The organism is Paenibacillus sp. 481, assembly GCF_021223605.1.
GTDB lineage: Bacteria > Bacillota > Bacilli > Paenibacillales > Paenibacillaceae > Paenibacillus_B.
On the sequence record NZ_CP075175.1, the window covers coordinates 4370373 to 4395049 of the forward strand.

The window sequence follows — 24677 nt, forward strand, 5'->3', positions numbered from 1 at the left end:
AGTCTGTACTTGTTCCTGTACCGCGACCTTCTTTGATCTATTTTTCCATTGTAGATGTTCATTTTCTTTTGGACATAAAAACACCCCTTTAGACAAGGCGTATATGTCTTAGTTGCCACGTTCTTACACTAGCGCTGAGGTTTTTCGGAGTTTCATTGCTTTCATTGCATACCCTGCCTAAAGATCATCAACCTGCTACCTCAAAGAGGAGGCCCTCGCCCGCAAGTAGGGAAGGCCTCTTCTCATAATTTACCGCAAGTACTTCCGCCTATAGTGACTAAGAGCAAGCAAGGGCCAAATATAGTTATAGCTGTGATACGTAATGTAGAAGTGTCCTGGTAATCCGGCCCCTGTCGGATAGCTCATAGCTTGATACGAGGGATGGCTCAATTGGAGCAGCGCCTTGACCCCATGCTGGATCTCAGCCGTAGGATGGGGGGATATCGCGATTAGCGCATCCAAGGCCCAAGCGGTCTGTGAAGGTGTAGACATCGCCAACGGAACAAACGTCTTCTTGCGGTCGCTTTCGCAAGACTCACCCCAGCCGCCATCTGCGTTCTGTACACGCGACAGCCAGCGAGCTGCTCGCACAATCGCAGGATCAGAAGGGCTCACACCGACTGCTGTCATGCCTGTGACAGCAGCCCAAGTGCCGTATAAGTAACAAATGCCCCATTTTCCGTGCCACGATCCGTTCTGCTCCTGATGCTGAATTAACCAGGCAACCGCTCGGCGGACAAAGGCCTGCTTCTGTGTAAGATGGAGCGTGTTGCCCAAATACTCCAATGTCCTTCCAGTTAGATCCGTAGTAGACGGGTCTGTAAGTGCCGCGTCCGCGCCATCATAGGGCAGCCAAGTTAAGATAGCTTTGTTCTTATTTTTTTCAAAAGCAGACCAACCGCCATCGTCATTTTGCATCGACAGCAGCCATTGCAGCCCTTTGTCCGAAGCAGCTGTATACGTGCTATTTCCTGGCGCTAAGTGGTGAATCGCGCGCAGCGCGGCTGTCGTATCATCGACATCAGGAATCATCGTATTAATATCTGAGAAGCCCCACCCTCCAGCAGTAGGGTTCGGATTATTCATATACCAATCCCCGAGCCGATGCTGCTGACGGGACAACAAATAAGTGCCTGCACGTTGAATGGCTGGATGCTGGGCGGGTAAGCCCGCCTGCTGCAAAGCATGGCTAATGAGCGCGGTATCCCATATCGTCGGGGGCGAATTCTGAATGTGCACATGCTGCATCTGCTCGCCCGTCAGACAAGTGAACGATTTTAACCCTTGCACGGCGGTTCGGATTCGCAGATGCCTACGGTCATAGCCGAGCGACAGCAGTGCGAGGATCATAAGGAAGGTGGAGCTGGCATAGCTGTAAAGGGTACCGTTCGGTTCAATGCGATCCAGCATGAAGTTCTCCGCTTTGTGGAGCGCCTCCTGCTTAACGGATTGCGGGGAGGGGAGTAGTTGCAGCAGTTCGTTCTTCAAATGTTGGAGCAAAAATCGATGCTGCTCCGAAGCGTAGGACGCTGGATTATAGGGGGCCTGTGAGTCATCGAAGTAGGATGAATCATGTTGCAAATAGTTGCTCTGAATACTGCTTGGATCGCTGCTTTGATTACTTTTGTTACTGTTCTCACCGTTGTTTTCACCGCTGTTCTGGTCGCGTTGAATAAGTAAGTCGGCTAGATTAGGTGCCCCTTCAGGACGCTTTGTATCAGGATGACTGCTCAAAATCAGAATCGGAGCAATATGAACTCTGGCATAACCAACAATATCAGAGAAGCTGATTGGCGACCAATCGGGAAGCAGCAGAAATTCGATCGGCACAATTAGGGAACGAGACCAAGGGAGCTGTCCGGTTGCTGCCAGCAGCGCTTTGGTCATAACGCTAGTGACCGCATTCAAGCCTCCTTTTTCTAATATGTAAGCTCGGGCCTTCAGCATGATCTTGTCGTCCTTCTTCACATAACCAGCATATAACAGGGCGTAATAAGCCTCCACCGTCGCGGATAAATTGCCGTGCTGTTCATCGGGATACGCGCTCCAATAACCAGCTTGATGCTGCTTGGCTACGATTCGTTGTGACAACTGCTGCACCAACTGTTCCTCGGGTAATTGCAGGATGCGCAAGATAATAATCATGAAGCTATCCGTCATCGTCGATCCAATCTCAAAACAGTAACGCCACGAGCCATCGGAATGTTGTGCAGCCAGCAGTTGACGGGTCAGACGATCGATTGCCGCGTTTATATTTACCGTTAGATTCATCGCTTCACCCTTTCGTACGTTCTTAGTCATTACTATTGACCATATTCATGTCGTTTCTTCCATATTCTTAGACAGGGTAAAGGGAACGGACTTCAATATATATTCCTTTTCATACCAAAAATGTGTTGCAGGGCGATCCATTAAAATGTAAGATGACCCCATATTCATCGTTCAATCAGAAATAGAAAGGGGGCGATAAAATGGGGGAATTATTCGTTCTTCGTAAAATAATCGTCAGCCTTTTAGCCAGTGTTGTGTTTAGTATCTGCTTCGCAATCATGTTGATTTTACCTCGTTCCATAGGCTCTGCCGACAGCGTCATACTCAGTTTTATTTTTTTATTTGTTTCTCCGATATATTTAACAGGTGGAGTGCTATATGCCCTTTGTATTGATTTTATGTGGTTAAAAACAACTTGGTTAAGTAGCAAAAAGGTGCTGCGATTTTTCGTGAATATAGGCTTGTACAGTGTCGGGGGATTGCTCGTTACGTATTTATATTTGCTTATTTTTTTAAGTCATTTCGGTGTTAGTCCGAGTGAACTAAATTTATTATGTATCGGCAGCATGGGAGCTGTACTATTTTTGGTCATTGAAGAAGGGATAAAGCTCTTTAATAATAGCATGCGTAAAAATCCATAAATGGGTGATGGTGATAAACGATTCGCGCAGTACATTATGCTGAAAGGGGAGTGATGTTATGTTCCTATCGTGTACAACCGTTAATAATGGAGTAACCATCCATTATCTCGACTCGGCTAATCATGCAACGTCAGAAATGACTCCTTTGCTCATTTGCCCGGGCTTGTCTGAGACCGCGGAACAATACGTCGATTTTGTTCAAGCGTTGCTGCCGCGTCGGTGTGTTGTTCTTTCATTTCGCGGAAGAGGCAGGAGCGATACCCCACTTCAAGGCTATGACCTGCAACCGCATATTGCTGATTTGGAGGCCGTCGTGCAAGCAGCACGGTTAGAACGGTTTCATTTGTTCAGCTATTCACGTGGTGTTTCGTACGCTTTAGGTTATGCAAGGCTACAAGGATCGTACTACGTACAATCTGATCAGGCTGACCACCCGATTCAATCACTGATCATTCAAGACTATCCACCCGAACATCGCCAAATGCCACAGGGTTGGGCGGATGATTATATTCACAATTATTTAATTCCGTGCAATAGAATCTCATTTATACGACCAGAGGCTGTGCATGGCATCCAGCACGATTCTACTCAAATAGATTTATCATTTCCCATACATTTTCCTGTGTTAGTTATGAGAGGGTTGCTTGCTGACTCTTTCATTTCAAATCATGATCTTGAGGTGTATAAGCAATGTTATCGTCATCTAACGATCGCCGAATTTGCTCAATCCGGCCACGATATTCGTGGGGCAGAACAAGCTTTGCACTTAAAAACGGTCGTGGATTTCTTGGATTATGTTGCAAAGAGACACTTTTAATAGTGAATAAATTCCAGTAAAATGAAGCGTACGGGTGTTTTTTTACAAGCCACATAGGCATGAACAGATAGGGAAACGAATTTTTATACATACGCTTCAAGATATGATTCAGTAAATGCTTCAAGAAACGAACGCCTCGGGCGAAAGATGATTGCATCATAAGCGAAACTAACGAAAAGGTGGAAATAGAAGATGCAACAAGTAGAGGAACGTCAACGCCTAATCGAGCATTTTGTGAATGGCTGGGTCTTATGTCGAACGGTACCTAACACGACAGTAGATAAGCAGGCTTTATTTACACATGTCCATTTTGGCGAAAATATAGGTGGCAGAACAGATGAGTTTTTCGTAAACAATTACAGCGAAACAAGCTTGAATAGGATCAAACAGCATGTAAACACGCCGACAGATTATTGGCTTAGTGTCTTTTCGGAACAGGGAGCAAAGCCCATACTCGGTTACAAGTACAAAGTAAGTGAATTTTTGATGACGCATCATTTGCAAAAAGGGTTAATCCCAAGCACGAATCACAGTCCTGAAATCGACGTTCGCGCCATCAAAGAGGAGCACGAGACAGTCGAGCTCGACAAGCAAATCGCCGATCCAAGACGATTACGTGATCCTGCTATTGCATACTATGCGATCTATGTAAATAATGAGTTTGCAGGAAATGGTAGAGTTTCATTTCAGCTGGATACAGGAGTTTCTTGTTTGGACAACATTTATATCCATTCTACCTATCGGGGTCAGGGGTTAGGCCACCAATTATGTGCAGCACTGCTGCAAAAGGCGGCCGAAAAATCGGATATGTGTATTCTTGCTTCCAGTCAGATGGGGCACTCTTTATATACGAAACTAGGGTTCGAGACCGTGTGCAATATCCACGTTTACGAAAAAATACCGTTAATTTAAACGGGCCATTCCCTAGGCAAAGACGTAAAAATGGTGCATAATAAAATGGTTTCATATCAATTATTTTGGCATGGAACTGGAGGAGATAGAAATGGTAAACTTTCGATAACTCTAACAGCATCTACTATATTATGGACTTATGCGATTAACGAGGATAGCTTATCAACGACCTGACTTCGTAGAATAGCTTCTCGGATACTCACATGTCTACGGGGGACATCAAGAACACATGGAAACTCTTACACACAACAAAGAAGCTTGGAATACAGGAGCTTATGAAGCATGGGTTAAGCGATTTGGAACACCTGAAGAGGCTGCGACTAAACTGCAACAAAATCCGGTCAAACGCTTAGGACCTATATATAAACATATTGAACACGGGTTAAATCAAAAACGAGTGATAAACTTGCTTGGGTCGAATGGAAATAAAGCGGTTGCCCTTGCATTGCTAGGCGCAGACGCGACAGTCGTTGATTTTTCGGAGGACAATGAAAAATATGCACAGCAATTAGCGTCAGCTGCTAATGTGAACATCCGCTACATTTTGTCAGACGTGCTCCACCTTCCGGCTGAAGAGCTAACGGGCGACTATGACGTTGTCATGATGGAAAATGGCATTTTGCATTACTTTGCTGATTTAAAGCCATTGTTCCAAGTTGTGGCGAAGCTGCTTCGTTCAGGGGGAGAGCTTGTGCTGCATGATTTCCATCCAGTTACGACCAAATTAATTACGTCGAAGGGCACTACGGCCAACATTCGCAAGCATAAAGTAACAGGCAATTATTTTAATACGGATTTAGTAGAGAAAGAAATTTCGTTCTCTAAATTTTTGCATCAAGATGAACACGGCGCAATCACTACGGAACAAATGGTGCAAAAAGTTTATTTGCGTCATTGGACACTCGGTGAAGTCGTAACAGCTGTCGCAAGTGAGGGGCTGTACGTGAAGATTTTAGAAGAGCTGCCTAATCTTTCGTCAGAAGTATTTGACATGGGCATTCCGAAGACGTTTACGCTCGTTGCACAAAAGGTTTAAATGGTTAAGAGGTGAGTTTGCTCGATGTAGCGCTCACCTTTTTTTTATCTGTTCCACGAAAGTTCTTTCGAGTATGTAGCAAGAGCGAGAGAGGAATGAGGGATGAGATGAGTCATTTTTTGCAGGCGAGAGCTGAAGAAATGAAATACCATGAGGATTTTTATAAGGAGAGCAAGTTGTTTGAAGCGGGAAGCTGGTTAGCAAAGCCGGTAAAGGTCGTTATGGACATGCTGGAAGAACTGGATTTAGAAGGGATTCGTGTTCTCGATTTAGGCAGCGGTGTCGGTAGAAATAGCATTCCGATTGCGCAGCGTATTCAGCCTTATAGCGGCGCAGTTCACTGCGTTGATCTGCTTCCGACGGCTGTACATAAGTTGGGTGAACATATACAGCAATATGGGGTTGAGGCTAGTATAACGGCGGAAATAGCCGACGTCGAGTTCTATGACATAGCGGTGGACACTTATGATTACATCGTTGCGTGTTCTTGCTTAGAACATGTTTCTTCGGAGGCAGCTTTTCGCGCTGTTGTCGAGCGGATGCAACGAGGGACCACAGCAGGTGGGATCAACAGCATCTTAATGAGTACAGAAGTTGAGCACTTTGATATCGCGACAGGTGAACGCACTGCTGGGCTTATTGAACTTCATTTAAGTACAGACAGAGCGTTTCAGTTGTTGCGCGAATCGTATCACGAATGGGATATTGTCATCGAAAAACAACTACCTCAGAGCATTCAAGAGCAGAAGCAAGGGGCGTGCATAGCGTTCAAAAGTAACTGGATAACATTTGTTGCGCGCAAAAAGGGGTAAATAACACCGCGATCATCGCGTTAAAAGGGAGATTCCATGATGAGTATACAGTTGAGCATACATCCAGCATTGGAAAGCGAACAAGCCATTTTAGCAAACCTCATTCAAATGTATTTTTATGATTTCTCTGAGTACAATGATGACGATTTAATCGCAGATGGAACGTACGGGCCGTATCCTGAATTGGAACAATACTGGAAAGATTCTGTCAAATTTCCTTATCTTATTCGTGTAAATGAGCAACTTGCTGGCTTTGCATTGGTCGAATATATGGAAAAGGAAGAACAAGGCACTTACTTTTTGCATGAGTTCTTTGTCGTGAAAAAGTATCGGCGTACAGGTGTTGGTAAGCAAGCTGCGCAGTGGCTTTTTGATGAGCATCGTGGGAATTGGGAGATGTATCAGCTGGTACGTAATACGCCAGCACAGCTTTTTTGGAATAAAGTCATAGGGGAGTATACGAATAATACGTACACGGAAGAAGTTAAGCACCGGAGACGGTTTCAGTATTTTAATACGTGTAAAGCATAAAATTTAGCCCAGCAATCCCGCCTATGTAACTCGGAATGGCGGCATGGCCACATTTGTTCGAAGCAAGCTGGAATTCAAGCGTTAAGCGGAGCAACGTTAATGACATCCTAGGGGGAAATGGCTATGTATAAAGCTATTATTTTCGATTTGGACAATACGTTACTTAATTTCAATTTGAGTGAGCAAACAGCGATGGAGCAAGCGATTGCAAGCCATCATTTGCAGGACGGCTGGGAGTGGGAATCCTTTTGGGCTACATTTCGACCGATTAATTTCAAATATTGGCTGGGGCGAATCGAATCCAATTCTTCGATTGAACAAGTGTTGGAACATTCTTTCATCGATACGTTTACGAGTTTAAATCTTGATACTTCGCTTTGTAATCCGCTGATTGAAACCTACTGGGAAATGTTTTGCAACCGATGTGATTTGGAGCCAGGGGCTGAGCAAATTCTGGAAGATCTCAAAGAGACGTATACGTTGGCAGTCATTACGAATGGGATCGGTGTGGCGCAACGAAAGAGGCTAGAAGCAGGGAATTTACACCACTATTTTGATGCGCTCATCATTTCTGACGAGGTCGGATATTGGAAGCCGGATCTTCAAATTTTCCAGACGGCTTTGCAGCAGTTGTCGTTAAATACCGACGAAGTGTTGTTTGTCGGAGATTCGCTTAACGATGATTATTTAGGTGCTGTAAACGCAGGCATCGATTTCTGTTACTATAATCGCAGCGGAGCTGATTTAGAGCCGCACCATAAGCCGAAATATATGGTGAAACAACTGGGTGAAATTGTGGGATATTTGCAGAAGATGCACGCATAAATGTGGTTTATTATGGAAAAGTTAAAGCGCTATCAACAATTTCCCACTTAGAACTAAAATAATTACTCATTGACAAGCTTAATAACATCTGTAAAATAGAACTAAACTTAAAAACGGTGATAAGTTTGTTGACGGGAACAAGTAAGTTATGATTACTGATCTACAGGGAGTCGGTGCAAGGCTGCAAGCCGATGTTCAGCTCATAATTGAAGTCATCCTAGAGAAGCAGTGCTGAATGAGTAAGCTGTAAGTGCTGCCGGAATCCTCCGTTATCAGGAGCGCGTAATATCGTGAATTACGCATAGAGTGCATGAATTAGAACATCGATGTTTCTTATTCATTGAATTTGGGTGGTAACGCGGGTAAAGCCCGTCCCTTTTATGGGACGGGCTTTTTTTGTTATAGACGTCTTAATCGTCAAGCAACACTTGCAACAAGTGTTTAATCGAAATCAGGGGGAACTAAAATGAAGCAATCATTATCGAAAAAGCAAGTGTTTTTTACCGGATTGATGCTATTCTCGTTATTTTTTGGCGCAGGAAACCTCATTTTTCCGCCTATTCTTGGGCAGCAAGCAGGGGATAACTTTATACCCGCAATGATTGGGTTTATCGCTACAGCAGTCGGCTTGCCGCTGCTTACAGTTATCGCAATCGCAAAAACAGGCAGCAACGTGCAGCAATTAGCTGGGCGCGTGCATCCAAAGTTCGGCCTCGTATTTGCCGTTGCAGTATATATGGCGCTTGGGCCGTTTATGGCAATTCCGCGTGTATCCAACGTCTCTTTTGAGATGGGGGCGGCTCCATTTGTAGGCGAATCGATGCGCGGTAGTGCTTGGGTGTTACTCGCTTACTCCGTACTATTTTTTGCTGTATCGTATTGGCTTAGCTTAAACCCAACTAAACTCGTAGCACGTATCGGAAACTTGCTGACTCCAGCACTTTTGATCTCGATTGCGCTGCTATTTGTAGGCAGCCTTGTTAATCCACTTGGTGAGTTTGCAGCACCAGTGAAGGAATATGTGACGTCACCAGGATTTAAAGGTTTTATGGAAGGTTATATGACGCTAGATGCAATCGCGGCACTCGCTTTTGGTATTATCGTCATTAACGCGATCAAAATGACGGGTGTTGAAGATAAAGGCGTCATTACACGTGCCACTATCCAAGCTGGAATTGTTGCAGGTATTGGACTGGCGCTTGTATACGCTGCACTAGGCTATATGGGAGCAACGAGCGTTTCACTCGGTTACGTAGCTAACGGTGGACAGCTTATGACAATGATGGTACAGCAGCTGTTCGGCCCGTACGGATTAGTGTTGCTTGCTGTTATCGTAACACTGGCATGCTTAACAACTTCAATCGGTCTGATCGCGGCATGTGCTCAATATTTTTCAACCTTAACGACACGTATTAGCTATTCGCAGTTTGTGCTAATCATTTGCGTGTTCGGTCTGCTCGTTTCGAATCTAGGCTTGAACAAAATTATTTCGGTATCCATTCCGGTCTTGCTGTTCCTTTATCCTATTGCCATCACCCTTATCGTGCTAACGTTTATGGATAAGTGGTTTAATGGTCAACCTGCCGTCTACATCTGTGCACTTATCGGAACGTCGGTCATCAGCTTGTTCGATGGACTAAAGGCAGCCAACATTCCGGTTGAAAGTGTAACGAAGTTGTTGCACGTGATTCCTTTATATGCGGAAGGGATTGGCTGGCTCATTCCAGCTGTGATTGGGGCATGTATAGGTCTTATTATTGGACGTATCCGCTCCCGTCAGGCAGCCAATTCAGTTTAACTCTCTTGCCTCTTGTTGTAGCCTGAACATGCCTTTACACGTGTTCGGGCTACAGCATCATTAACTCATGATACAAAATTATCCCTATATTGTAGAAAATTACCCCTTTCCTCACGGCTTGTATTCGAAGAAAATAAATGTGACATCAATTGCCCTTATTGGAAAATGTCAACACCCCTGTTTGATCACAGATCTACCACTACTTGTACCACTCACTGCACCACTACACACGCTCTACAAGATCCTAGCAACTTGCCTTGCACACAGCATCATTTCTCACACATCTCACACATCTCGCACTTTTCACACGTAAGAGCACCATGAAGCCATGCTTTATATTCCGTTAGGGAGGTGATAAATCGCTCGTTCACGCACAGCACATTTTCATGCATAGCTTGTCAAACAGAGTTACTTATGAACATCTCGCAGAGCATGAAAGCGCTATCTTTTTATTTAGAAGAGGAGGAATTCGATGATGAAATGGCAATCGGCTACGATGAAAAAGTCCGCCGTCATTGCGCTTATTTTGACACTCACATTGTCTTTATTTCCACAAAGCATTACAGCAGTAAACGCTCAAGAACAGAGCATTGCAACGACCGCTCCGACATCAACTCCGGCACCCGCTTCCGTTGCACCTGATGCTGGTGGCTACAAGATTGTAGGCTACTACCCAGGCTGGGCCACGTATGGCCGCAATTATCAAGTTCGCGACATGGACGTATCGAAAGTCACTCACATCAACTATGCATTTGCGGACATTTGTTGGAATGGCATTCACGGCAACCCTGACCCAGAAAGCCCGAATCGTCAAACATGGACGTGTCAAGATGAAAAAGGCGTCATGAATGCGCCAAATGGCACGATTGTAATGGGCGATCCTTGGGCGGATGCCCAAAAGAATCATCCTGGCGATACGTGGGCTGACCCACTTAAAGGCAACTTCAAGCAACTGATCAACTTGAAAAAAGCGAACCCACACTTAAAAACACTCATCTCAGTTGGGGGCTGGAGTTGGTCGAACCGCTTCTCTGACGTAGCTGCCGATCCGGTAGCACGTGAGAACTTTGCGAATTCGGCGGTCGATTTCGTCCGCAAGTATCAGTTTGACGGCGTCGATGTAGACTGGGAGTATCCAGTCAGTGGCGGACTGCCGAAGAACAGTGTACGTCCAGAAGATAAGCGCAACTACACGTTGCTCCTGCAAGCTACTCGCGACAAGCTAAACGCGGCAGGCGCGGTAGACGGCAAACATTATTTGCTGACGATTGCGTCCGGTGCATCGCCTGCGTTCGTTCAGAACACAGAGCTTGGTGAACTGGCCAGAATACTTGACTGGATCAACATTATGACGTATGACTTCAACGGCGGCTGGCAAAAGATTAGTGCCCATAACGCGCCACTGCATGCAGACCCAGCTGCTGCTGCGGCAGGTGTGCCAAATCCGACCACCTTCAACGTTGAAGCGGGGGTTGACGGACATTTGCGTGCTGGAGTGCCAGCTAGCAAGCTGTTACTCGGTCTGCCATTCTACGGCCGTGGCTGGAGAGGCTGTGCTGTCGCTAGTGATGGTCAGTACCAGCAGTGCTTGGACAAAGCGAATGTTGGTACATGGGAGCCAAGCGTGTTTGATTATACCGACCTCGAAAATAACTACATCAACCGGAACGGCTATGTACGGTTCTGGAACAACATTTCGAAAGTACCTTACGTGTTCAACAAAACGAACGGCAACTTTATTACGTATGACGATGTGGAGTCACTTGGCCACAAAACAGCTTACTTGAAATCCAAAGGGTTAGCTGGCGCGATGTTCTGGGAGTTCAGCAACGATCGCAACAAGCCGCTCTTGAACAAAGTGTATAGCGACTTGCAAGGTGGAGGCCCTGGTCCTGGCCCTGGCGATAAGATTCCGCCAACAGCGCCAACTGGCTTGACGGTGACTGCCAAAACAGCCAATAGCGTCAGCTTAAGCTGGACGGCTTCCACGGACAACGTTGGTGTCGCAGGTTACACCGTTGCTTACGGATCGGGCAGCGTCAATACAGGAACGACATCCGTAACGGTGAGCAATCTGACAGCAAACACCGCGTATACGTTCACGGTGACTGCTCGTGATGCCGCAGGCAACGTATCCACGGGTGCGAGCATTCCGGCAACGACAAACCCAGGTAGCGGTGGTGATCCATGTACAACACCAGCGTGGGATGCAAGCTCCGTCTATACAGGTGGCAAGCGCGTATCTCATAACGGGAAAATTTATGAAGCAAAATGGTGGACACAAGGTGATCGTCCTGACCTGAGCGGGGCAGACGGTGTCTGGAAGCTGATTGGTAACTGTGGAGCGGTTCCACCTGCAGGGACTCCAGATGGAGCCGTGCCGCCAGGATCGAACCTTACACCTCCTGACGTCGCGCCACCAGGTTCCAAGCCTGATTTGAACATTGCACCACCAGATAGCATTATTGTACCAGGAGGAGGGGCCATTTCGGCCCTTCCTTCTTCTAAGAAATTGATTGTTGGCTATTGGCATAACTTCGAAAACGGATCGGGTGTTATTCGATTACGTGACGTCTCCCCGAAGTTTGACGTCATCAACGTGTCGTTTGCTGAGCCGACAAATGGACCAAAAGGCGGAACCATCGGTTTCAAGCCGTTTAATGCGACCGATGCCGAGTTTATTGCAGATATTAAATATTTGCAGAGCCAAGGTAAAAAAGTCATTATTTCAATTGGTGGTGCTAACGGACAAGTCCAATTAGAATCGACGCAAGCACGAGACCTATTTGTTAGCTCCATGAAACAAATTATTTCGACGTACGGCTTCAACGGGTTGGACATCGATTTTGAAGGTCACTCGCTGTACTTGAATGGTGGCGATACCGATTTCCGTAGCCCGACGACACCTGTTATTACGAACTTAATTTCAGCTGTACGTGAATTACACAACACGTTCGGCGAGCCATTTATGGTTACGATGGCACCGGAAACCTTTTTCGTACAAGTTGGTTACAGCTTCTATGGAGGTTCGGGAGGTGCTGACAACAGAGCCGGTTCTTATTTGCCTGTTATTTACGCCTTGCGCGATATTTTAGATTGGCTGCAAGTTCAGCATTACAACTCGGGGCCGATTACCGCGCTGGATGATACATATTATCCGATGGGCAATGCCGATTTCCATGTCGCGATGGTGGATATGGTACTGACGGGATTTCCAGTTGCCAAAAATCGAAACCACATGTTCCCTGCGCTGCGCCCTGATCAAGTCCTGATCGGCTTGCCGGCTAACAATAATGCAGGCAACGGGTTTACGCCAGTACCCGAAGTTCACAAAGCGCTGAATTATGTGTACAAAGGCGTACCGTTCGGCGGGCGCTACAAATTGCGCAATCCGGCTGGTTACCCTGGCATGCGCGGTTTAATGACATGGTCAATTAACTGGGATAAATTTTACAACTTCGATTTCTCCAATTCGCACCGTGCTTACTTGGACAGCTTAGGTGGAGGTGGCGGCGATACGATAGCGCCGACTGCCCCAGCGAACTTACGTACGACGGGAGTAGGACCGACTAACGTTTCACTTGCTTGGGATGCTTCAAGCGACAACGTCGGCGTAGTCAGTTATGATCTGTTCCAAGGCGCTAATAAAATAGCAAGCGTGACAGGCACTTCCTTCGCTGTCACGGGGTTAACGCCTAACACATCGTACACGTTTACCGTGAAAGCGCTGGACGCAGCGGGCAACGTATCGCCAGCAAGCAATGAACTCCCTGTCAACACAGGCGGTGGCCCACTTGACCCGACGCCACCTTCTGCACCGACCAACGTGCAAGTGACGGCTAAGTCCAATACAACGGTCAGCTTAAGTTGGACAGCATCGACGGATAATGTGGGTGTGACGGGATATAAAGTAGTCTACGGTACGAACAGTGTGACAGTAAGCACACCTGCTACGACCCTTACCGGCTTGACGCCAAACACGCTGTACACGTTTACGGTAACGGCGTTTGATGCGGCAGGTAATAGTTCAACGGGGACGGACATCCAAGTCACGACGGATGGTACTCCTAGCGTATTGCCATGGACGGCTGGCACTAGCTACAAAGTGAATGACGAGGCGAGTTTCAACGGCGTCGTTTACATTTGCCGCCAGCCGCACACCGCGCTCAATGGTTGGGAGCCACCTAACGTGCCAGCGTTGTGGAAAGTAAAATAGCGGTGTGATCTGAGTTCGCGGCAAGTAACTAGCAGTGCACTTCAAGCAGGCCTTTCACTTTCGAAGTGAAGGGTCTGTTTCTATTGTGTTTATTTGTAAGTTCATAATAAAATATTGGCAAGGTGAGATTGCTAGATTTCATTCATACAGTAAGGGGATGAACACGAGTGAGTAAATTGAAGTTAAGTGATTTGAAGACGTCCGTTCCTTTTTTAGAAGAGTGCGAAGATTGGAGACGAATTGAAAAAGGGTACTCCGACGACGAAAAATATATCGTTACTCATGCGGAATCCAAGCAAAAAGCATTGCTCAAACTGTTTAAGATTAGCGATTACACGGCCAAACAGACCGAATATGAAATTCTTTACCATATGAAACAGCTCGACGTGAAATGCTCAAGACCGCTAGATTTTGGCAAGCTGCACAATGTAGATAAAGGATATATGCTGCTCACTTATATAGAAGGAGACGATGCATCCGATGAACTCCCCAACTGCTCAGAAGAAGAACAATACCGAATCGGTCTAGAAGCAGGCGAACAATTACGGAAAATGCATCAGCTGCATGCTCCCATCCATTTATCCTCATGGTACGATCGATTTTATCCCAAGCAAAAGCACTATATTGAAACGTATAAAGCGTGCGGCGTTAGGCTCGAGCATGATTCACGCTTGATCTCGTTTATTGAAGCGCATTTGCCGCTTGCGAAGCAGCGCCCTAACCTTTTTCAGCATGATGATTTTCATGTCGGAAATTTGGTCATACAAGACCGTAAGCTGGCTGGTGTGATTGATTTCAATCGCTTTGACTGGGGAGATCCGATCCACGAATTTTTGAAGGTCGGCATGTTCAGTTCCGAAGTGAGTATTCCCTTTTCAAAAGGACAAATAGCGGCTTACCATCAGCATCAAGAACCAGATGAATCGTTCTGGAAGCTCTATTCGCTTTATTTGGCGATGTGTATGTTCTCTTCGGTCGTGTGGATTTTAAAAGTGAAGCCAGATGAGCTCTCACAAATGGTAGACAAAGTAAACCGCGTACTGGATGACCACGATTATTTTACTTCGATTCAACCTAGCTGGTACAACAAATAGGATAAGGTGGGGAATTAGCGATGACGGTTCAGCGATTAAAACCAGAACGTAAAAATTTGTACGGTACGCTTTCAAAAGAGTACGATCCGATACTTACGATACAATCAGGGGATTCGGTGCAAATGGAAACTTTGGATGCTGGCTGGGGGTATTATTGTCAGGAGACGCAGTCTCGGAAAAAATTTGAACCGCTTAACAAGGAAACGGATCGCGGGCACGCTTTAATCGGCCCCATTTGGATTAACGGCGCAAAGCCTGGCATGACGTTGGAAGTTCGCATCAATGATCTGATACCCGGACCGTATGGGTTTACTTGTGCAGGACAATATGCGAATTGGCAAAATGTTCAGCTCGGGCTAACGCAGTACGAAGAGATTACGCTGAAATGGCAACTGGACAACAAGACTAATATCGGAACGTGTACCGTAAATGATCGATCATTTTCCGTGGGGTTAAAGCCGTTTATGGGCATTTTAGGCATGCCACCGGATGAGCCTGGCAAGCATTTGACATGGACGCCACGTTATTGTGGTGGAAATCTAGACTGCAAAGAGCTTGTGAAAGGGAGTACGTTGTATTTGCCTATTCCGGTTGAGGGTGGCATGTTTTTTGTCGGTGACGGGCATGCCGCGCAGGGAGATGGTGAGGTGAGCTGCCAAGCGATTGAGTGTCCGATGGAATTGGTCGATTTAACATTTCAGTTGCGAGAGGACATGCCTTTGACTTTGCCGCGAGCGAATACGCCTGCTGGATGGTTAACATTTGGGCTACACGAGGATTTAAATGAAGCTACCGTGCAGGCATTGGATGGCATGCTTGAGCTAATGGGCGAGCTTTACGGTGTAAATCGGGTAGAAGCGATGGCGCTTGGAAGTGCGGTTATTGATCTGAGAGTTACGCAGATCGTAAATGGAGTGAAAGGTGTTCATGCTTGTTTGCCGCACGGTGCGCTGAGATAAGCGGCTGTTACTGTACTTGTACTTGAGCTTGTTTAAGAGGATCAGTATCCACGCTTTAAGAAAGGTGATCTCTATATGAATCACGTGCAGCTCAAAGCTTTAACTGTTAACGACGATAAATCGATTTTTGCAATGGTGCAGGAGATTGGGGTAGGGGAGAACGGTTTTACGAACAGTTTGCTGTGTGACACATTTGCTGAATTTCAACACATATTGATTCGTTGTGCACGCATTGCTACAGGCGAACATTTACCACTGGGCTATGTGCCGCAAACTGTATTTTGGTTGTACGTGAATAATGAACCTGTTGGCTATGGTAAGCTGCGGCATCATTTGAACGAACAGTTACGCGAAATGGGTGGGCATATTGGCTATATTATTAGGCCGACTCAGCGAGGAAAAGGGTATGGGCGGCTTATGTTGCACGAGCTATTACAGCAAGCATCTCTCCTGGGACTTCAGGAAGTCCTGCTCACTTGCGATGAACCGAACATACGGTCACGTAAAGTGATTGAAGCTAACCATGGAGTACTCGCAGAAGTACAACAAGGCAGATGCAAGTATTGGATTAAGATTGATTGATTATACAGAAATAGAAATCGAGCACAAAAAGAACGTTCTTTTTCCAAATCTATCATCATAAAAGTTGAAAACCATCCATATCATTTATAGAGCTAATATAAACCTGAAAGGCAGTTATACATAGAGTAAGTTCACATCAGAGCCTGCTAGGTGCGATGTTCTCATTTTCTAATTCAGGAGGAATGAACGATGTTGAAAAAGCTTGGTACAGGAGCATTGGCTATAACGTTGTTACTTAGTATTGGTGGTGCGCCATTATTCGCCGGATCGGCAACTGGGAATAGCCTCGAACAGAATCAGATTGGAATTCCTCGACAAGTCGTTCCGGTTAATAGTTGGTTTTCGAAGAGCGGCACGGCGTTCATTTTTACAGAGGGTAGGAACTTGGTTGACAACATCCAATTTAGTGGAAGTAACCTGAAGTTTCAGTTTAAAAGTCGCGGCAAGGTGACGGTTCAATTACAAAGAGGGAGTTCGTTCGAAACTTTTCGTTATGCCGTTCATTAAATTGTCCCTTGCGAAAGCTGCTGGTGGAGATCTCTATCTCATCAGCGGCTTTTTTTCGTTTATTACAGAGCTTCAAAAAGAAAGATGCAAGTATTGGATTCAGCTTGTATAATTTGACTTAGAACTAAACGTCCAACATATATTTGATAAAAATGAATCCATACATAGAGAGGTTAATATGGAGAAATATACACATTTAGGTGTTTACGGCGTAGTCATTATGGATGGGAGCGTCTTGCTAACGAAAAAAGCAAGAGGTCCGCATACGGGAAAATGGGATTTTCCTGGAGGAAGAATTGAGTTCGGAGAAGAACCGTTTGAAGCTTTGAAACGAGAGTTCCTAGAAGAAACCGGATTAAGTGGTTTAATTGGTCGGATAAGAACGGTTCTGTCGTATACGCTAACGTATCCATATCCTCCGAGTGTGGAGCAATCCGAAGAACAGAACTTAGAAATTATGCATCATATTGGGATGATATACAACATCAAGTTAGAGCATGGCTACGACCAACTTAAGATTGGTGGGGATGATCAAGACTGCCTAGAAGCAAGCTGGATGAAGCTCGATCAGTTGGAACAACTGGAGCAGGACGCGTTTACCCCCTTTGTATGCGATATTTTGCTATCGCATAAATGTTGCATGAAACCTCATTGAGATACAGCTGAGATGCGACTAAGCTAACCGTAACTAATAAAGAGGATACATCGACCGAAGGGGGCGCGAGTGAGATGCATATACGACCTGCGCGATTAGAAGATGCGAATCTGATCGCGACTGTACAAGTTCAGAGCTGGAGGACGACGTATAAAAATATCGTGGCTGACGATTATTTGCAGAAGCTTAGTGTGGAGAAAAGGCGAGAGATCTGGGAGAAGATCATCTCACAACTGGATGAGCAAAATGTGTTGTTTGTGGCAGAGGATGAGTCTGGCAGCATCGTCGGCTTTGCGAGCGGTGGGCCTAATCGGGAGCAAGAGTATCCGTACGATTGTGAATTGTATGCGATTTATTTGCTCGAACAGGTGCAAGGCAAAGGAATTGGCCGTGCGCTCCTGCACACATTTGCGCAAGCGATGCTATCTCGGCATATGACTTCGATGCTCGTGTGGGTACTGAAAGACAATCCCGCCCTGCATTTTTACAAGAAGTTAGGTGGTACGGCTATTGATGACAAAGAGGTCGAGATTGGCTCCAAGATGGTTAAGGAATTATCGATAGGATGGCACAATCTTCACGGCATCGTAAGTCATACTGAAGGCGATGCGATACGTATAAGCAACAAGTGTTAGCAGTCGCAAAGAGAGGGGAATGACTATGGAAATCGTCACTCTTCGCGAATACGATCCGATATGGCAAGACGAGTTCGCGCGCGACAAAGCGCTTATCACGACGTGCTTACCTGACTTACTGCTCGGTGTTGAGCACATTGGCAGTACCTCCGTTCCAGGCCTAGTTGCCAAGCCCGTCATTGATATTATGATCGGAGTAGCTGACTTGGCTCACATCGGTGCAGAGTCGATTCAAGCGCTAGCTCAGATCGGCTATGAATATGTGCCGAAGTCGGACTTTCCGACACGGATGTTTTTCCGCCGCGGGCAATGGCGTGCGGGTACGCATCATTTACATGTGTATACGCACAATAGCGAGGAGTGGGTGTCCAACTTGCGGTTTCGCGACTATTTGCGATCACATGTGGAAGCCCAACATGCCTATGCCGAGTTGAAAAAGCAGCTTGCTTCACAATTTATGCATGATCGGGTTAGCTACACGAAGGGCAAAGCTGCTTTTATTAAAGCGATCATCGAACAAGCGAAGCGAAAGTTGGTCGTAGACGTAACGAAATGAAACAAGCATCACAATATCCATAAGCCCCCATTTCTGATCGCTCGTATTGAACATGAAAAAACCTGCAAAGCCCAACGGCAATGCAGGTTTTTTGGTGCATTTTTATATAAAAAAAATATTAATATTTCTCAGATACAAGTTTCCCTTGCGTAAATAAGAGTAAGTAATCACGTCCGCCTGCTTTTGAATCCGTACCTGACATATTAAAGCCACCAAACGGGTGAACGCCCACGAGTGCGCCTGTGCATTTACGGTTAAAGTACAAGTTTCCGCAATGCATCCGTTGTCTTGCATATTCTAAATGCTCGCGATTGTTGCTGAACACAGCGCCTGTTAAACCGTACTCCGTATTATTGAAAATGTCGATCGCTTGCTTGAAATCGTCCGCTTTGCACAGAGCCAGCACAGGACCGAAAATTTCATCCTGCATAACGCGTGCAGTCGGACTAACATCAGCAAACACCGTCGGTTGAATGTAATATCCGTTGCCTTCTGCCGCACCGCCGCCAGCAAGCAAACGCCCTTCTGTTTTGCCAATTTCGATATACTCCAAAATTTTGTTGTACGCATTTTCGTCGACAACTGGACCGATTCCATAATTTTGATCGGCAGGTCCAATGCAAAGCTCTTTCGTCTTGTGCTCAACGAGCTTAACCACTTCATCGTACACCGCCTGATGAATAATGGCACGTGAGCCTGCGGAGCATTTTTGCCCTTGGAAGCCGAATGCGGACTGCACGATTGCTGTCGCTGCCTCTTCCAAGTTCGTCGACTCATCGACTACGATGCCGTCTTTACCGCCCATTTCAGCAATCAGGCGCTTAATCCAAATTTGGCCTTCGCCCGTCTTCGCGATGCGCTCATTAATACGCAGACCTACGTCACGCGAGCCCGTGAACGATACGAAGCGAGTGAGGCGATGATCGACGATATAATCGCCAATTTCCGCGCCTGAGCCTGGAACAAAGTTGATAACGCCCGGTGGCAAGCCGACTTCTTCCATCAGCTCCACAAACTTCGCTGCAATGACAGGCGAAGTGGATGCCGGCTTTAAGACGACTGTGTTGCCCGATACGATCGCAGCAGTCGCCATTCCCGCCATAATAGCGAGCGGGAAATTCCACGGCGGAATAACGACACCAACGCCAAGTGGAATGTACGTCAGACGATTGTCTTCGCCCTCAAGCGGCGTCAGCGGCTGTGGCCCACTTAAACGATGCATTTCACGTCCGTAAAATTCCAAGAAATCAATCGCTTCAGCCACATCTGCATCAGCCTCGGCCCAGTTTTTGCCGACCTCATACACGAGCCATGCGCAATAGTCGAACTTGCGACGGCGCATCAAAGCCGCAGCTCTAAACAAATACGATGCACGCTCATCTGGGCTGACATGCTGCCACTCTTGGAATGTGGCGTAAGCAGTCGTGATGGCCTGCTCAGCCAAAGCGACGTCTGCTTGGGAGACAAGGCCAATCAATTGGTCGACATCGCCGGGATTGATCGATTTTCCTTGCTTGAGCGTTGATATTTTTTGACCGTTAATGACGACTGGATACGTCTTGCCTAGCTGCTGCTTCACACGCTCCAGCGCTTCCTTCATCGCTTGCTGATTAGACTCCAATTTAAAATCGGTAAACGGCTCATTGCGGTACGGTACTAATGTCATATAAAATACCTCCCAAAGTGTAATTGTTATTTTATTTAGAAAGAAATAGCGAATAGCTATTTCTTAAACATGGACTTGAGGACGAAAGCTACGTTGGCTGGACGTTCGGCCAGACGGCGCATAAAATAGCCGTACCAATCGTTGCCGTAGGGCACATAGACACGCATCGTATATCCTTGCGCAGCCAAAGATTGCTGCTCATGTGTGCGTATGCCGTACAACATTTGGAACTCAAACTGCGAGTTCGGGATGCCGCGCTGCTGGGCGAACCTTTTGACATGCTCAATGATGCGATCATCATGTGTCGCTACAGCCGCATAATTGCCTTGCAGCAAATGCTGCTCAATAATGCGAATAAAATTGTTATCCACATCGACTTTATCTGGAAAGGCAACCATCGGCGACTCTTTGTAGGCTCCTTTTACGAGCCGGAAATTAGGATTGTACTTGTTCAATTGTTTCATATCTTCTTCACTCTTGAACAAATACGCCTGAATGACGAGTCCGACCGTTGCGCCGTACTCGCTGCGCAGCTGATGAAACAGCTTGATGGTGGCCTCGTTGTGCGCATAATCCTCCATATCAATACGCACAAAGTTGTTTAAGCGCTGGGCAGCGGCTACAATTTGCCGCATATTGTCCAGACATAAATCGTACGAAATATCTAACCCTAGCTGCGTTAACTTTAACGATAAGTTAGACTGAACCCCGCCTGCTGCAATCGCTTCCAAAGTACGAATGCAATAATCCTTTGATTCTAGCGCCTCTTCCTTTGTAAAAATAAATTCACCTAAGTGGTCGAGCGTCGCTACGATTCCTCGGGTGTTCAGTTCTCTAACAACGGAAATCGCTTCCGCAATTTGCTCTCCGGCCACGAATTTACGGGCACCGAAGCGCAGCCCATACTTTTTCGCTGTACGATTTGCAAATTGATTTTTAGAGAGGAATAAAAAAGCATTTCGAAGCACACTTTCCATATCAAAATCTCTCCCTAGGCTGCAATGTGTCTAAAAATTAAACACTAATCATATTTGTGATTAATTATAATCACACTTGGTTGAAGTTGTAAATACATTTTTGAACCATTTTTTAGGATTGTTTGATTCAATTCGTTGCAATTTATGAAGTGGTTTGCCATAATTTAAGTATCGTAAATCCTATCGATAGACGAAGAAAAGAGATGGGGAATTAGCTGTGAACGTCGTAAATGAGCAACATTTTGGACCGAAAATGAACGCCTTTTTAGGACCTTTGATGGAAGCATCGAGCGATGCGATTACGATTGTCGATACGGAAGGCTTCGTTATATATTGGAATACGAGTGCAGCTGACATGTATGGGGTGGCACGGACGGAAATTGTCGGACGCAAAATTGGCGACTTTTTTCAACGTGAATCTGTCATGCTGTTTCAAGTTATGGAGAGTGGCAATGCCGTGTACGCGGTGTACCATGAACCGCGTCCTGATCTGCATGTGATCATCAACACCGTGCCTGTGTTTGATGAAGAGAAGCAATTAATTGGTGCAATCTCGATTGAACGGGATGTGTCCAAATACGTGAAGCTTAACGCGGAGCTGTACAGTAAGCCTGCTGGAAATGCGTTACCAGATGCGCTGCTGCTTGGCAAAGCAGATGACATTGAACGGTTGAAGTCGATGAATCGAATGGGCTATTCGCTGCTGCTGACGGGAGAGTCTGGCACAGGTAAACGTGCCATTGCGGAATGGCTGCATGATGAAAGCGAATTGGAAGGAAACTTCGTCAGCTTTCATTGCAGCTCGATACCGGAGGGGTTGCTGGAAGCAGAGCTGTTCGGCTTTCAGGGTGACGAGGAGCGGCTTGGCAAGCTGGACACGGCGCATGGTGGCAGCTTGTACATTAAAGATGTTCAGGTGCTGCCGCATCCGATACAGGAGAAGTTGGCGCGTGCCATGCAGGAACGCGAGTATGTTCGCGTAGGTGGAACGAAGCCTATTGCGCTTGATTGCCAGTTATTCGCCTCAACGGTATTGAGTCAGGCGGAATTGGAGCTGAACAGTTTGCTGTCAGCAGAGCTTTATTATGCGTTTCAAACGCATGATGTGCCATCCTTGCGGGAGCGGCAGGAAGATTTGCCGGAGCTATGCCGGCAATTGCTGGCACAAGCGGCAGAGCGTGCGAGCACACCTGTGCCGAGCTTGAGCGCAGATGCGCTGACTGCGATCACCGCATTCGATTGGCCTGGCAACTTGCCGCAGTTGCGCAACGCGATGGATTATGCCATCGCGCTGACGCACGGGAAGCGCAACGTGAACGCGGGCGACTTGCCTGCCTATGCACGCTTGACGACGCTCAAGGAGTTGACCGAGCAGGAACTGCCGCTTAGCGCGCATTCGGAGGAAATGGAGCGAACGCTAATCGCGGAATCGTTGCAGCGGGCCAACGGCAATAAGGCGAAAGCAGCCCGTATGCTGAGCATTTCACGCGGGGCGCTTTATTACAAGATGAAGCAGTATGGGTTGGAGTAAATAAAAGAATCGACAAGATATAAGCTTCTTTTTATAGCTAAGGGCAGCACAAACGGTTGAAATTTAATTTCACCGGATGTGCTGTTTTTTTAATTTACCTATTAAACAGCGGTTGAATAACATGAAAATTATGGTACTATTAGAGGGTGTGAAAAGGTATAAAAAGGATATTTAATCAGGGGGATTCACAGCATGAGCGTGGAAAAAACAGCCGAGTATAATTTAGAAGAGTATGAGAATCCGCAGTTGTATGATATGGAGAACAAAGGGACAGAAGAAGTTGATTTTTTACGGAAATGGGCTCAGAAAATCGGGATTACAGGAACAGAAAGTTTTATTTTGGATGTGGCATGTGGAACTGGAAGAGTGACACTGCCATTTGTAGAAGCAGGCTATGCTTTGATTGGAATCGATATTCATGAGGGAATGCTGGAGCAAGCGCAGCGCAAAACGCCAAATGGAGCGGCTGTCCGCTGGCTTCAACAGGATTGCACACAATTGAGTGTAGGCGAACCTGTTTCCTTAGCCTATACGGTTGGGCACTCGTTTCAACATTTTTTAACGAATGAACTTCAAGATCGTTTGTTGCGTGGGGTGCGTTCAGCAATGACGGATGAAGGGATCTTTATTTTTGATACGCGTTATCCATCAGATGAAGAATTGCTGCAACCGGCAGAGGAGGCCTACTGGCGCACCATTACGGATGAGCAGGGTCGCAAATGCGACGTATCGACTAAGATGGTATATGACCAAATGACGCAAATTCAGCATTATGTGACCATTCGCCGTTCTTATGAGCTTGATAAGCTCGTCGAAGAGCGTTCAGCGACGATCGATCTTCGCTATACGTATCCGCAAGAAATAGAGCGGACGCTGCGCAACAACGGCTTTGAGTTGCTGCATATTTATGCAGATTGGAAAGAGACGCCGCTGCATCAAGGGGCGTACGATATGATCGTTGTTGCCCGTGCAACGGCGTCGCGTATTTAGGAATCGACGAAAATTCGAATGATTTTACGAGAAATAAAGCCGAAAAAGCGGAAAATAAGTGGGAAAACTTGAAAAATAAGCTCTATGCAATCACCCGCATAGCCGAGTATATCCATCACTTTTTCTTTCATAGGACGTTTATTGTTGCGACTGGTGCGATTGTTGCGACTGTGTGAGCTGAGCATGAGATTCTCTCCTTTGCTTATAACAACTTTAGGCAATCTACTCGTATGTTTGCACGAAAGTAAGAAGAGATCGATCATGTTTACATCGAATAGAATGGCATGTAGCTTTGAGCTGCTGAATAGTTATACGAATTGGAAAGACGCCACTGCACGAGGGAACATACGATATGATCGTTTTTGCCGGTGCAGTGGCGTCATCATGTGATTAATCAAATAAATTTAAGAGTTTGCCGAAAAAGCGGAATATCATTTTGATGCCACGAAATATCATTTTAATCCCGCGGTAAATAAGTTTCATAAAGTCGCCAGCATAACCTAGTACATCTAATACGATTTCTTTAGTGTTGCGATTGGAATGATTGTTACGCTTACGATTACGAGTCATGTTGTATCTCCCCTATGATATTGAAATATATGTATACGAATCAATACGCACAGTATGGAGATTGGCTTCATTATTTTTACTATTTTTTTATCAAAC

General features: G+C 46.1%; 23 protein-coding genes and 1 other annotated feature. Of the genes, 18 read left to right on the forward strand and 5 right to left on the reverse strand.

The window, feature by feature from the left end:
• Window positions 1-249: 249 nt before the first annotated feature.
• The gene (locus KIK04_RS19150) at window positions 250-2301 is read right to left on the reverse strand and encodes a terpene cyclase/mutase family protein (protein ID WP_232275184.1); all 2052 of its coding nucleotides are present in this window, start codon (window positions 2299-2301) and stop codon (window positions 250-252) included.
• Between the two features lie 170 nt (window positions 2302-2471).
• Between KIK04_RS19150 and KIK04_RS19155 the strand changes: the two genes are divergently transcribed.
• From KIK04_RS19155 to KIK04_RS19230, 16 genes are all read left to right on the forward strand, one after another.
• Window positions 2472-2912: a hypothetical protein gene (locus KIK04_RS19155; RefSeq protein WP_232275185.1), complete on the forward strand. Its 441-nt coding sequence runs from the start codon at window positions 2472-2474 to the stop codon at window positions 2910-2912.
• Window positions 2913-2970: 58 nt separating this feature from the next.
• Window positions 2971-3729, forward strand: a complete 759-nt coding sequence (locus KIK04_RS19160) for an alpha/beta fold hydrolase (RefSeq protein WP_232275186.1) — start codon at window positions 2971-2973, stop codon at window positions 3727-3729.
• A 192-nt stretch (window positions 3730-3921) separates the two neighbouring features.
• Window positions 3922-4641, forward strand: coding sequence for a GNAT family N-acetyltransferase (locus KIK04_RS19165; protein WP_232275187.1), 720 nt, complete (start codon window positions 3922-3924; stop codon window positions 4639-4641).
• Between the two features lie 229 nt (window positions 4642-4870).
• Entirely contained in the window at window positions 4871-5677 is an 807-nt protein-coding gene (locus KIK04_RS19170; RefSeq protein ID WP_232275188.1) for a class I SAM-dependent methyltransferase, read from the forward strand.
• A gap of 107 nt (window positions 5678-5784) precedes the next feature.
• The gene (locus KIK04_RS19175) at window positions 5785-6489 is read left to right on the forward strand and encodes a class I SAM-dependent methyltransferase (RefSeq protein ID WP_232275189.1); all 705 of its coding nucleotides are present in this window, start codon (window positions 5785-5787) and stop codon (window positions 6487-6489) included.
• A 36-nt stretch (window positions 6490-6525) separates the two neighbouring features.
• Window positions 6526-7020 (forward strand): GNAT family N-acetyltransferase, encoded by a 495-nt coding sequence (locus KIK04_RS19180; RefSeq protein WP_232275190.1) that lies wholly within the window; start codon window positions 6526-6528, stop codon window positions 7018-7020.
• 123 nt (window positions 7021-7143) lie between these two features.
• Entirely contained in the window at window positions 7144-7845 is a 702-nt protein-coding gene (locus KIK04_RS19185; RefSeq protein WP_232275191.1) for an HAD family hydrolase, read from the forward strand.
• Window positions 7846-7964: 119 nt separating this feature from the next.
• Window positions 7965-8225, forward strand: a binding site (T-box leader).
• Between the two features lie 86 nt (window positions 8226-8311).
• Window positions 8312-9643 carry a branched-chain amino acid transport system II carrier protein gene (gene brnQ, locus KIK04_RS19190; RefSeq protein ID WP_232275192.1) on the forward strand — a complete coding sequence of 444 codons (1332 nt, stop codon included), beginning with the start codon at window positions 8312-8314 and terminating at the stop codon, window positions 9641-9643.
• Between the two features lie 475 nt (window positions 9644-10118).
• Window positions 10119-13859, forward strand: coding sequence for a glycosyl hydrolase family 18 protein (locus KIK04_RS19195; RefSeq protein ID WP_442951182.1), 3741 nt, complete (start codon window positions 10119-10121; stop codon window positions 13857-13859).
• Window positions 13860-14026: 167 nt separating this feature from the next.
• Window positions 14027-14953, forward strand: coding sequence for an aminoglycoside phosphotransferase family protein (locus tag KIK04_RS19200; RefSeq protein ID WP_232275194.1), 927 nt, complete (start codon window positions 14027-14029; stop codon window positions 14951-14953).
• Between the two features lie 20 nt (window positions 14954-14973).
• Window positions 14974-15912: an acetamidase/formamidase family protein gene (locus KIK04_RS19205; RefSeq protein ID WP_232275195.1), complete on the forward strand. Its 939-nt coding sequence runs from the start codon at window positions 14974-14976 to the stop codon at window positions 15910-15912.
• Window positions 15913-15987: 75 nt separating this feature from the next.
• On the forward strand, window positions 15988-16494 hold the full coding sequence (locus KIK04_RS19210) for a GNAT family N-acetyltransferase (protein ID WP_232275196.1): 507 nt from the start codon (window positions 15988-15990) through the stop codon (window positions 16492-16494).
• A 189-nt stretch (window positions 16495-16683) separates the two neighbouring features.
• Complete coding sequence (locus KIK04_RS19215; protein ID WP_232275197.1) at window positions 16684-17001, forward strand: hypothetical protein; 318 nt, start codon at window positions 16684-16686, stop codon at window positions 16999-17001.
• Window positions 17002-17179: 178 nt separating this feature from the next.
• Window positions 17180-17656 carry an NUDIX domain-containing protein gene (locus tag KIK04_RS19220; RefSeq protein WP_232275198.1) on the forward strand — a complete coding sequence of 159 codons (477 nt, stop codon included), beginning with the start codon at window positions 17180-17182 and terminating at the stop codon, window positions 17654-17656.
• A 74-nt stretch (window positions 17657-17730) separates the two neighbouring features.
• Complete coding sequence (locus KIK04_RS19225) at window positions 17731-18291, forward strand: GNAT family N-acetyltransferase (RefSeq protein ID WP_232275199.1); 561 nt, start codon at window positions 17731-17733, stop codon at window positions 18289-18291.
• 25 nt (window positions 18292-18316) lie between these two features.
• Window positions 18317-18847 (forward strand): GrpB family protein, encoded by a 531-nt coding sequence (locus KIK04_RS19230; protein ID WP_232275200.1) that lies wholly within the window; start codon window positions 18317-18319, stop codon window positions 18845-18847.
• Between the two features lie 118 nt (window positions 18848-18965).
• Here KIK04_RS19230 and pruA read toward each other — a convergent pair whose 3' ends face one another.
• Window positions 18966-20513, reverse strand: coding sequence for an L-glutamate gamma-semialdehyde dehydrogenase (gene pruA / locus KIK04_RS19235; RefSeq protein ID WP_232275201.1), 1548 nt, complete (start codon window positions 20511-20513; stop codon window positions 18966-18968).
• A gap of 56 nt (window positions 20514-20569) precedes the next feature.
• Window positions 20570-21490: a proline dehydrogenase family protein gene (locus KIK04_RS19240; RefSeq protein ID WP_232275202.1), complete on the reverse strand. Its 921-nt coding sequence runs from the start codon at window positions 21488-21490 to the stop codon at window positions 20570-20572.
• A gap of 217 nt (window positions 21491-21707) precedes the next feature.
• On the opposite strand from KIK04_RS19240, the gene KIK04_RS19245 reads away from it, so the two are divergent.
• Window positions 21708-23021, forward strand: coding sequence for a sigma 54-interacting transcriptional regulator (locus KIK04_RS19245; protein ID WP_232275203.1), 1314 nt, complete (start codon window positions 21708-21710; stop codon window positions 23019-23021).
• Window positions 23022-23213: 192 nt separating this feature from the next.
• Window positions 23214-24011, forward strand: coding sequence for a class I SAM-dependent methyltransferase (locus KIK04_RS19250; protein WP_232275204.1), 798 nt, complete (start codon window positions 23214-23216; stop codon window positions 24009-24011).
• On the opposite strand, the gene KIK04_RS19255 is transcribed toward KIK04_RS19250, so the two are convergent.
• Both KIK04_RS19255 and KIK04_RS19260 read right to left on the reverse strand, forming a co-directional pair.
• Window positions 24008-24196 carry a hypothetical protein gene (locus tag KIK04_RS19255; protein ID WP_232275205.1) on the reverse strand — a complete coding sequence of 63 codons (189 nt, stop codon included), beginning with the start codon at window positions 24194-24196 and terminating at the stop codon, window positions 24008-24010. The two genes, KIK04_RS19250 and KIK04_RS19255, sit on opposite strands and share 4 nt — an antisense overlap.
• A 205-nt stretch (window positions 24197-24401) precedes the next feature.
• A complete protein-coding gene (locus KIK04_RS19260) occupies window positions 24402-24581 on the reverse strand; it encodes a hypothetical protein (protein ID WP_232275206.1) in 180 nt (59 codons plus the stop codon).
• Window positions 24582-24677 lie beyond the last annotated feature (96 nt).

What these genes read in the sequence shown, in the direction of transcription:
- KIK04_RS19160 (WP_232275186.1), top strand. Translation starts at nt 2,971, where the DNA reads ATGTTCCTATCGTGTACAACCGTTAATAATGGAGTAACCATCCATTAT.
- KIK04_RS19230 (WP_232275200.1), top strand. Translation starts at nt 18,317, where the DNA reads ATGGAAATCGTCACTCTTCGCGAATACGATCCGATATGGCAAGACGAG.
- KIK04_RS19155 (WP_232275185.1), top strand. Translation starts at nt 2,472, where the DNA reads ATGGGGGAATTATTCGTTCTTCGTAAAATAATCGTCAGCCTTTTAGCC.
- pruA (WP_232275201.1), bottom strand. Translation starts at nt 20,513, where the DNA reads ATGACATTAGTACCGTACCGCAATGAGCCGTTTACCGATTTTAAATTG.
- KIK04_RS19220 (WP_232275198.1), top strand. Translation starts at nt 17,180, where the DNA reads ATGGAGAAATATACACATTTAGGTGTTTACGGCGTAGTCATTATGGAT.
- KIK04_RS19150 (WP_232275184.1), bottom strand. Translation starts at nt 2,301, where the DNA reads ATGACTAAGAACGTACGAAAGGGTGAAGCGATGAATCTAACGGTAAAT.
- KIK04_RS19225 (WP_232275199.1), top strand. Translation starts at nt 17,731, where the DNA reads ATGCATATACGACCTGCGCGATTAGAAGATGCGAATCTGATCGCGACT.
- KIK04_RS19210 (WP_232275196.1), top strand. Translation starts at nt 15,988, where the DNA reads ATGAATCACGTGCAGCTCAAAGCTTTAACTGTTAACGACGATAAATCG.
- KIK04_RS19195 (WP_442951182.1), top strand. Translation starts at nt 10,119, where the DNA reads ATGAAATGGCAATCGGCTACGATGAAAAAGTCCGCCGTCATTGCGCTT.
- KIK04_RS19170 (WP_232275188.1), top strand. Translation starts at nt 4,871, where the DNA reads ATGGAAACTCTTACACACAACAAAGAAGCTTGGAATACAGGAGCTTAT.
- KIK04_RS19180 (WP_232275190.1), top strand. Translation starts at nt 6,526, where the DNA reads ATGATGAGTATACAGTTGAGCATACATCCAGCATTGGAAAGCGAACAA.
- KIK04_RS19165 (WP_232275187.1), top strand. Translation starts at nt 3,922, where the DNA reads ATGCAACAAGTAGAGGAACGTCAACGCCTAATCGAGCATTTTGTGAAT.
- KIK04_RS19260 (WP_232275206.1), bottom strand. Translation starts at nt 24,581, where the DNA reads ATGACTCGTAATCGTAAGCGTAACAATCATTCCAATCGCAACACTAAA.
- KIK04_RS19255 (WP_232275205.1), bottom strand. Translation starts at nt 24,196, where the DNA reads ATGCTCAGCTCACACAGTCGCAACAATCGCACCAGTCGCAACAATAAA.
- brnQ (WP_232275192.1), top strand. Translation starts at nt 8,312, where the DNA reads ATGAAGCAATCATTATCGAAAAAGCAAGTGTTTTTTACCGGATTGATG.
- KIK04_RS19185 (WP_232275191.1), top strand. Translation starts at nt 7,144, where the DNA reads ATGTATAAAGCTATTATTTTCGATTTGGACAATACGTTACTTAATTTC.
- KIK04_RS19205 (WP_232275195.1), top strand. Translation starts at nt 14,974, where the DNA reads ATGACGGTTCAGCGATTAAAACCAGAACGTAAAAATTTGTACGGTACG.
- KIK04_RS19215 (WP_232275197.1), top strand. Translation starts at nt 16,684, where the DNA reads ATGTTGAAAAAGCTTGGTACAGGAGCATTGGCTATAACGTTGTTACTT.
- KIK04_RS19250 (WP_232275204.1), top strand. Translation starts at nt 23,214, where the DNA reads ATGAGCGTGGAAAAAACAGCCGAGTATAATTTAGAAGAGTATGAGAAT.
- KIK04_RS19240 (WP_232275202.1), bottom strand. Translation starts at nt 21,490, where the DNA reads ATGGAAAGTGTGCTTCGAAATGCTTTTTTATTCCTCTCTAAAAATCAA.
- KIK04_RS19175 (WP_232275189.1), top strand. Translation starts at nt 5,785, where the DNA reads ATGAGTCATTTTTTGCAGGCGAGAGCTGAAGAAATGAAATACCATGAG.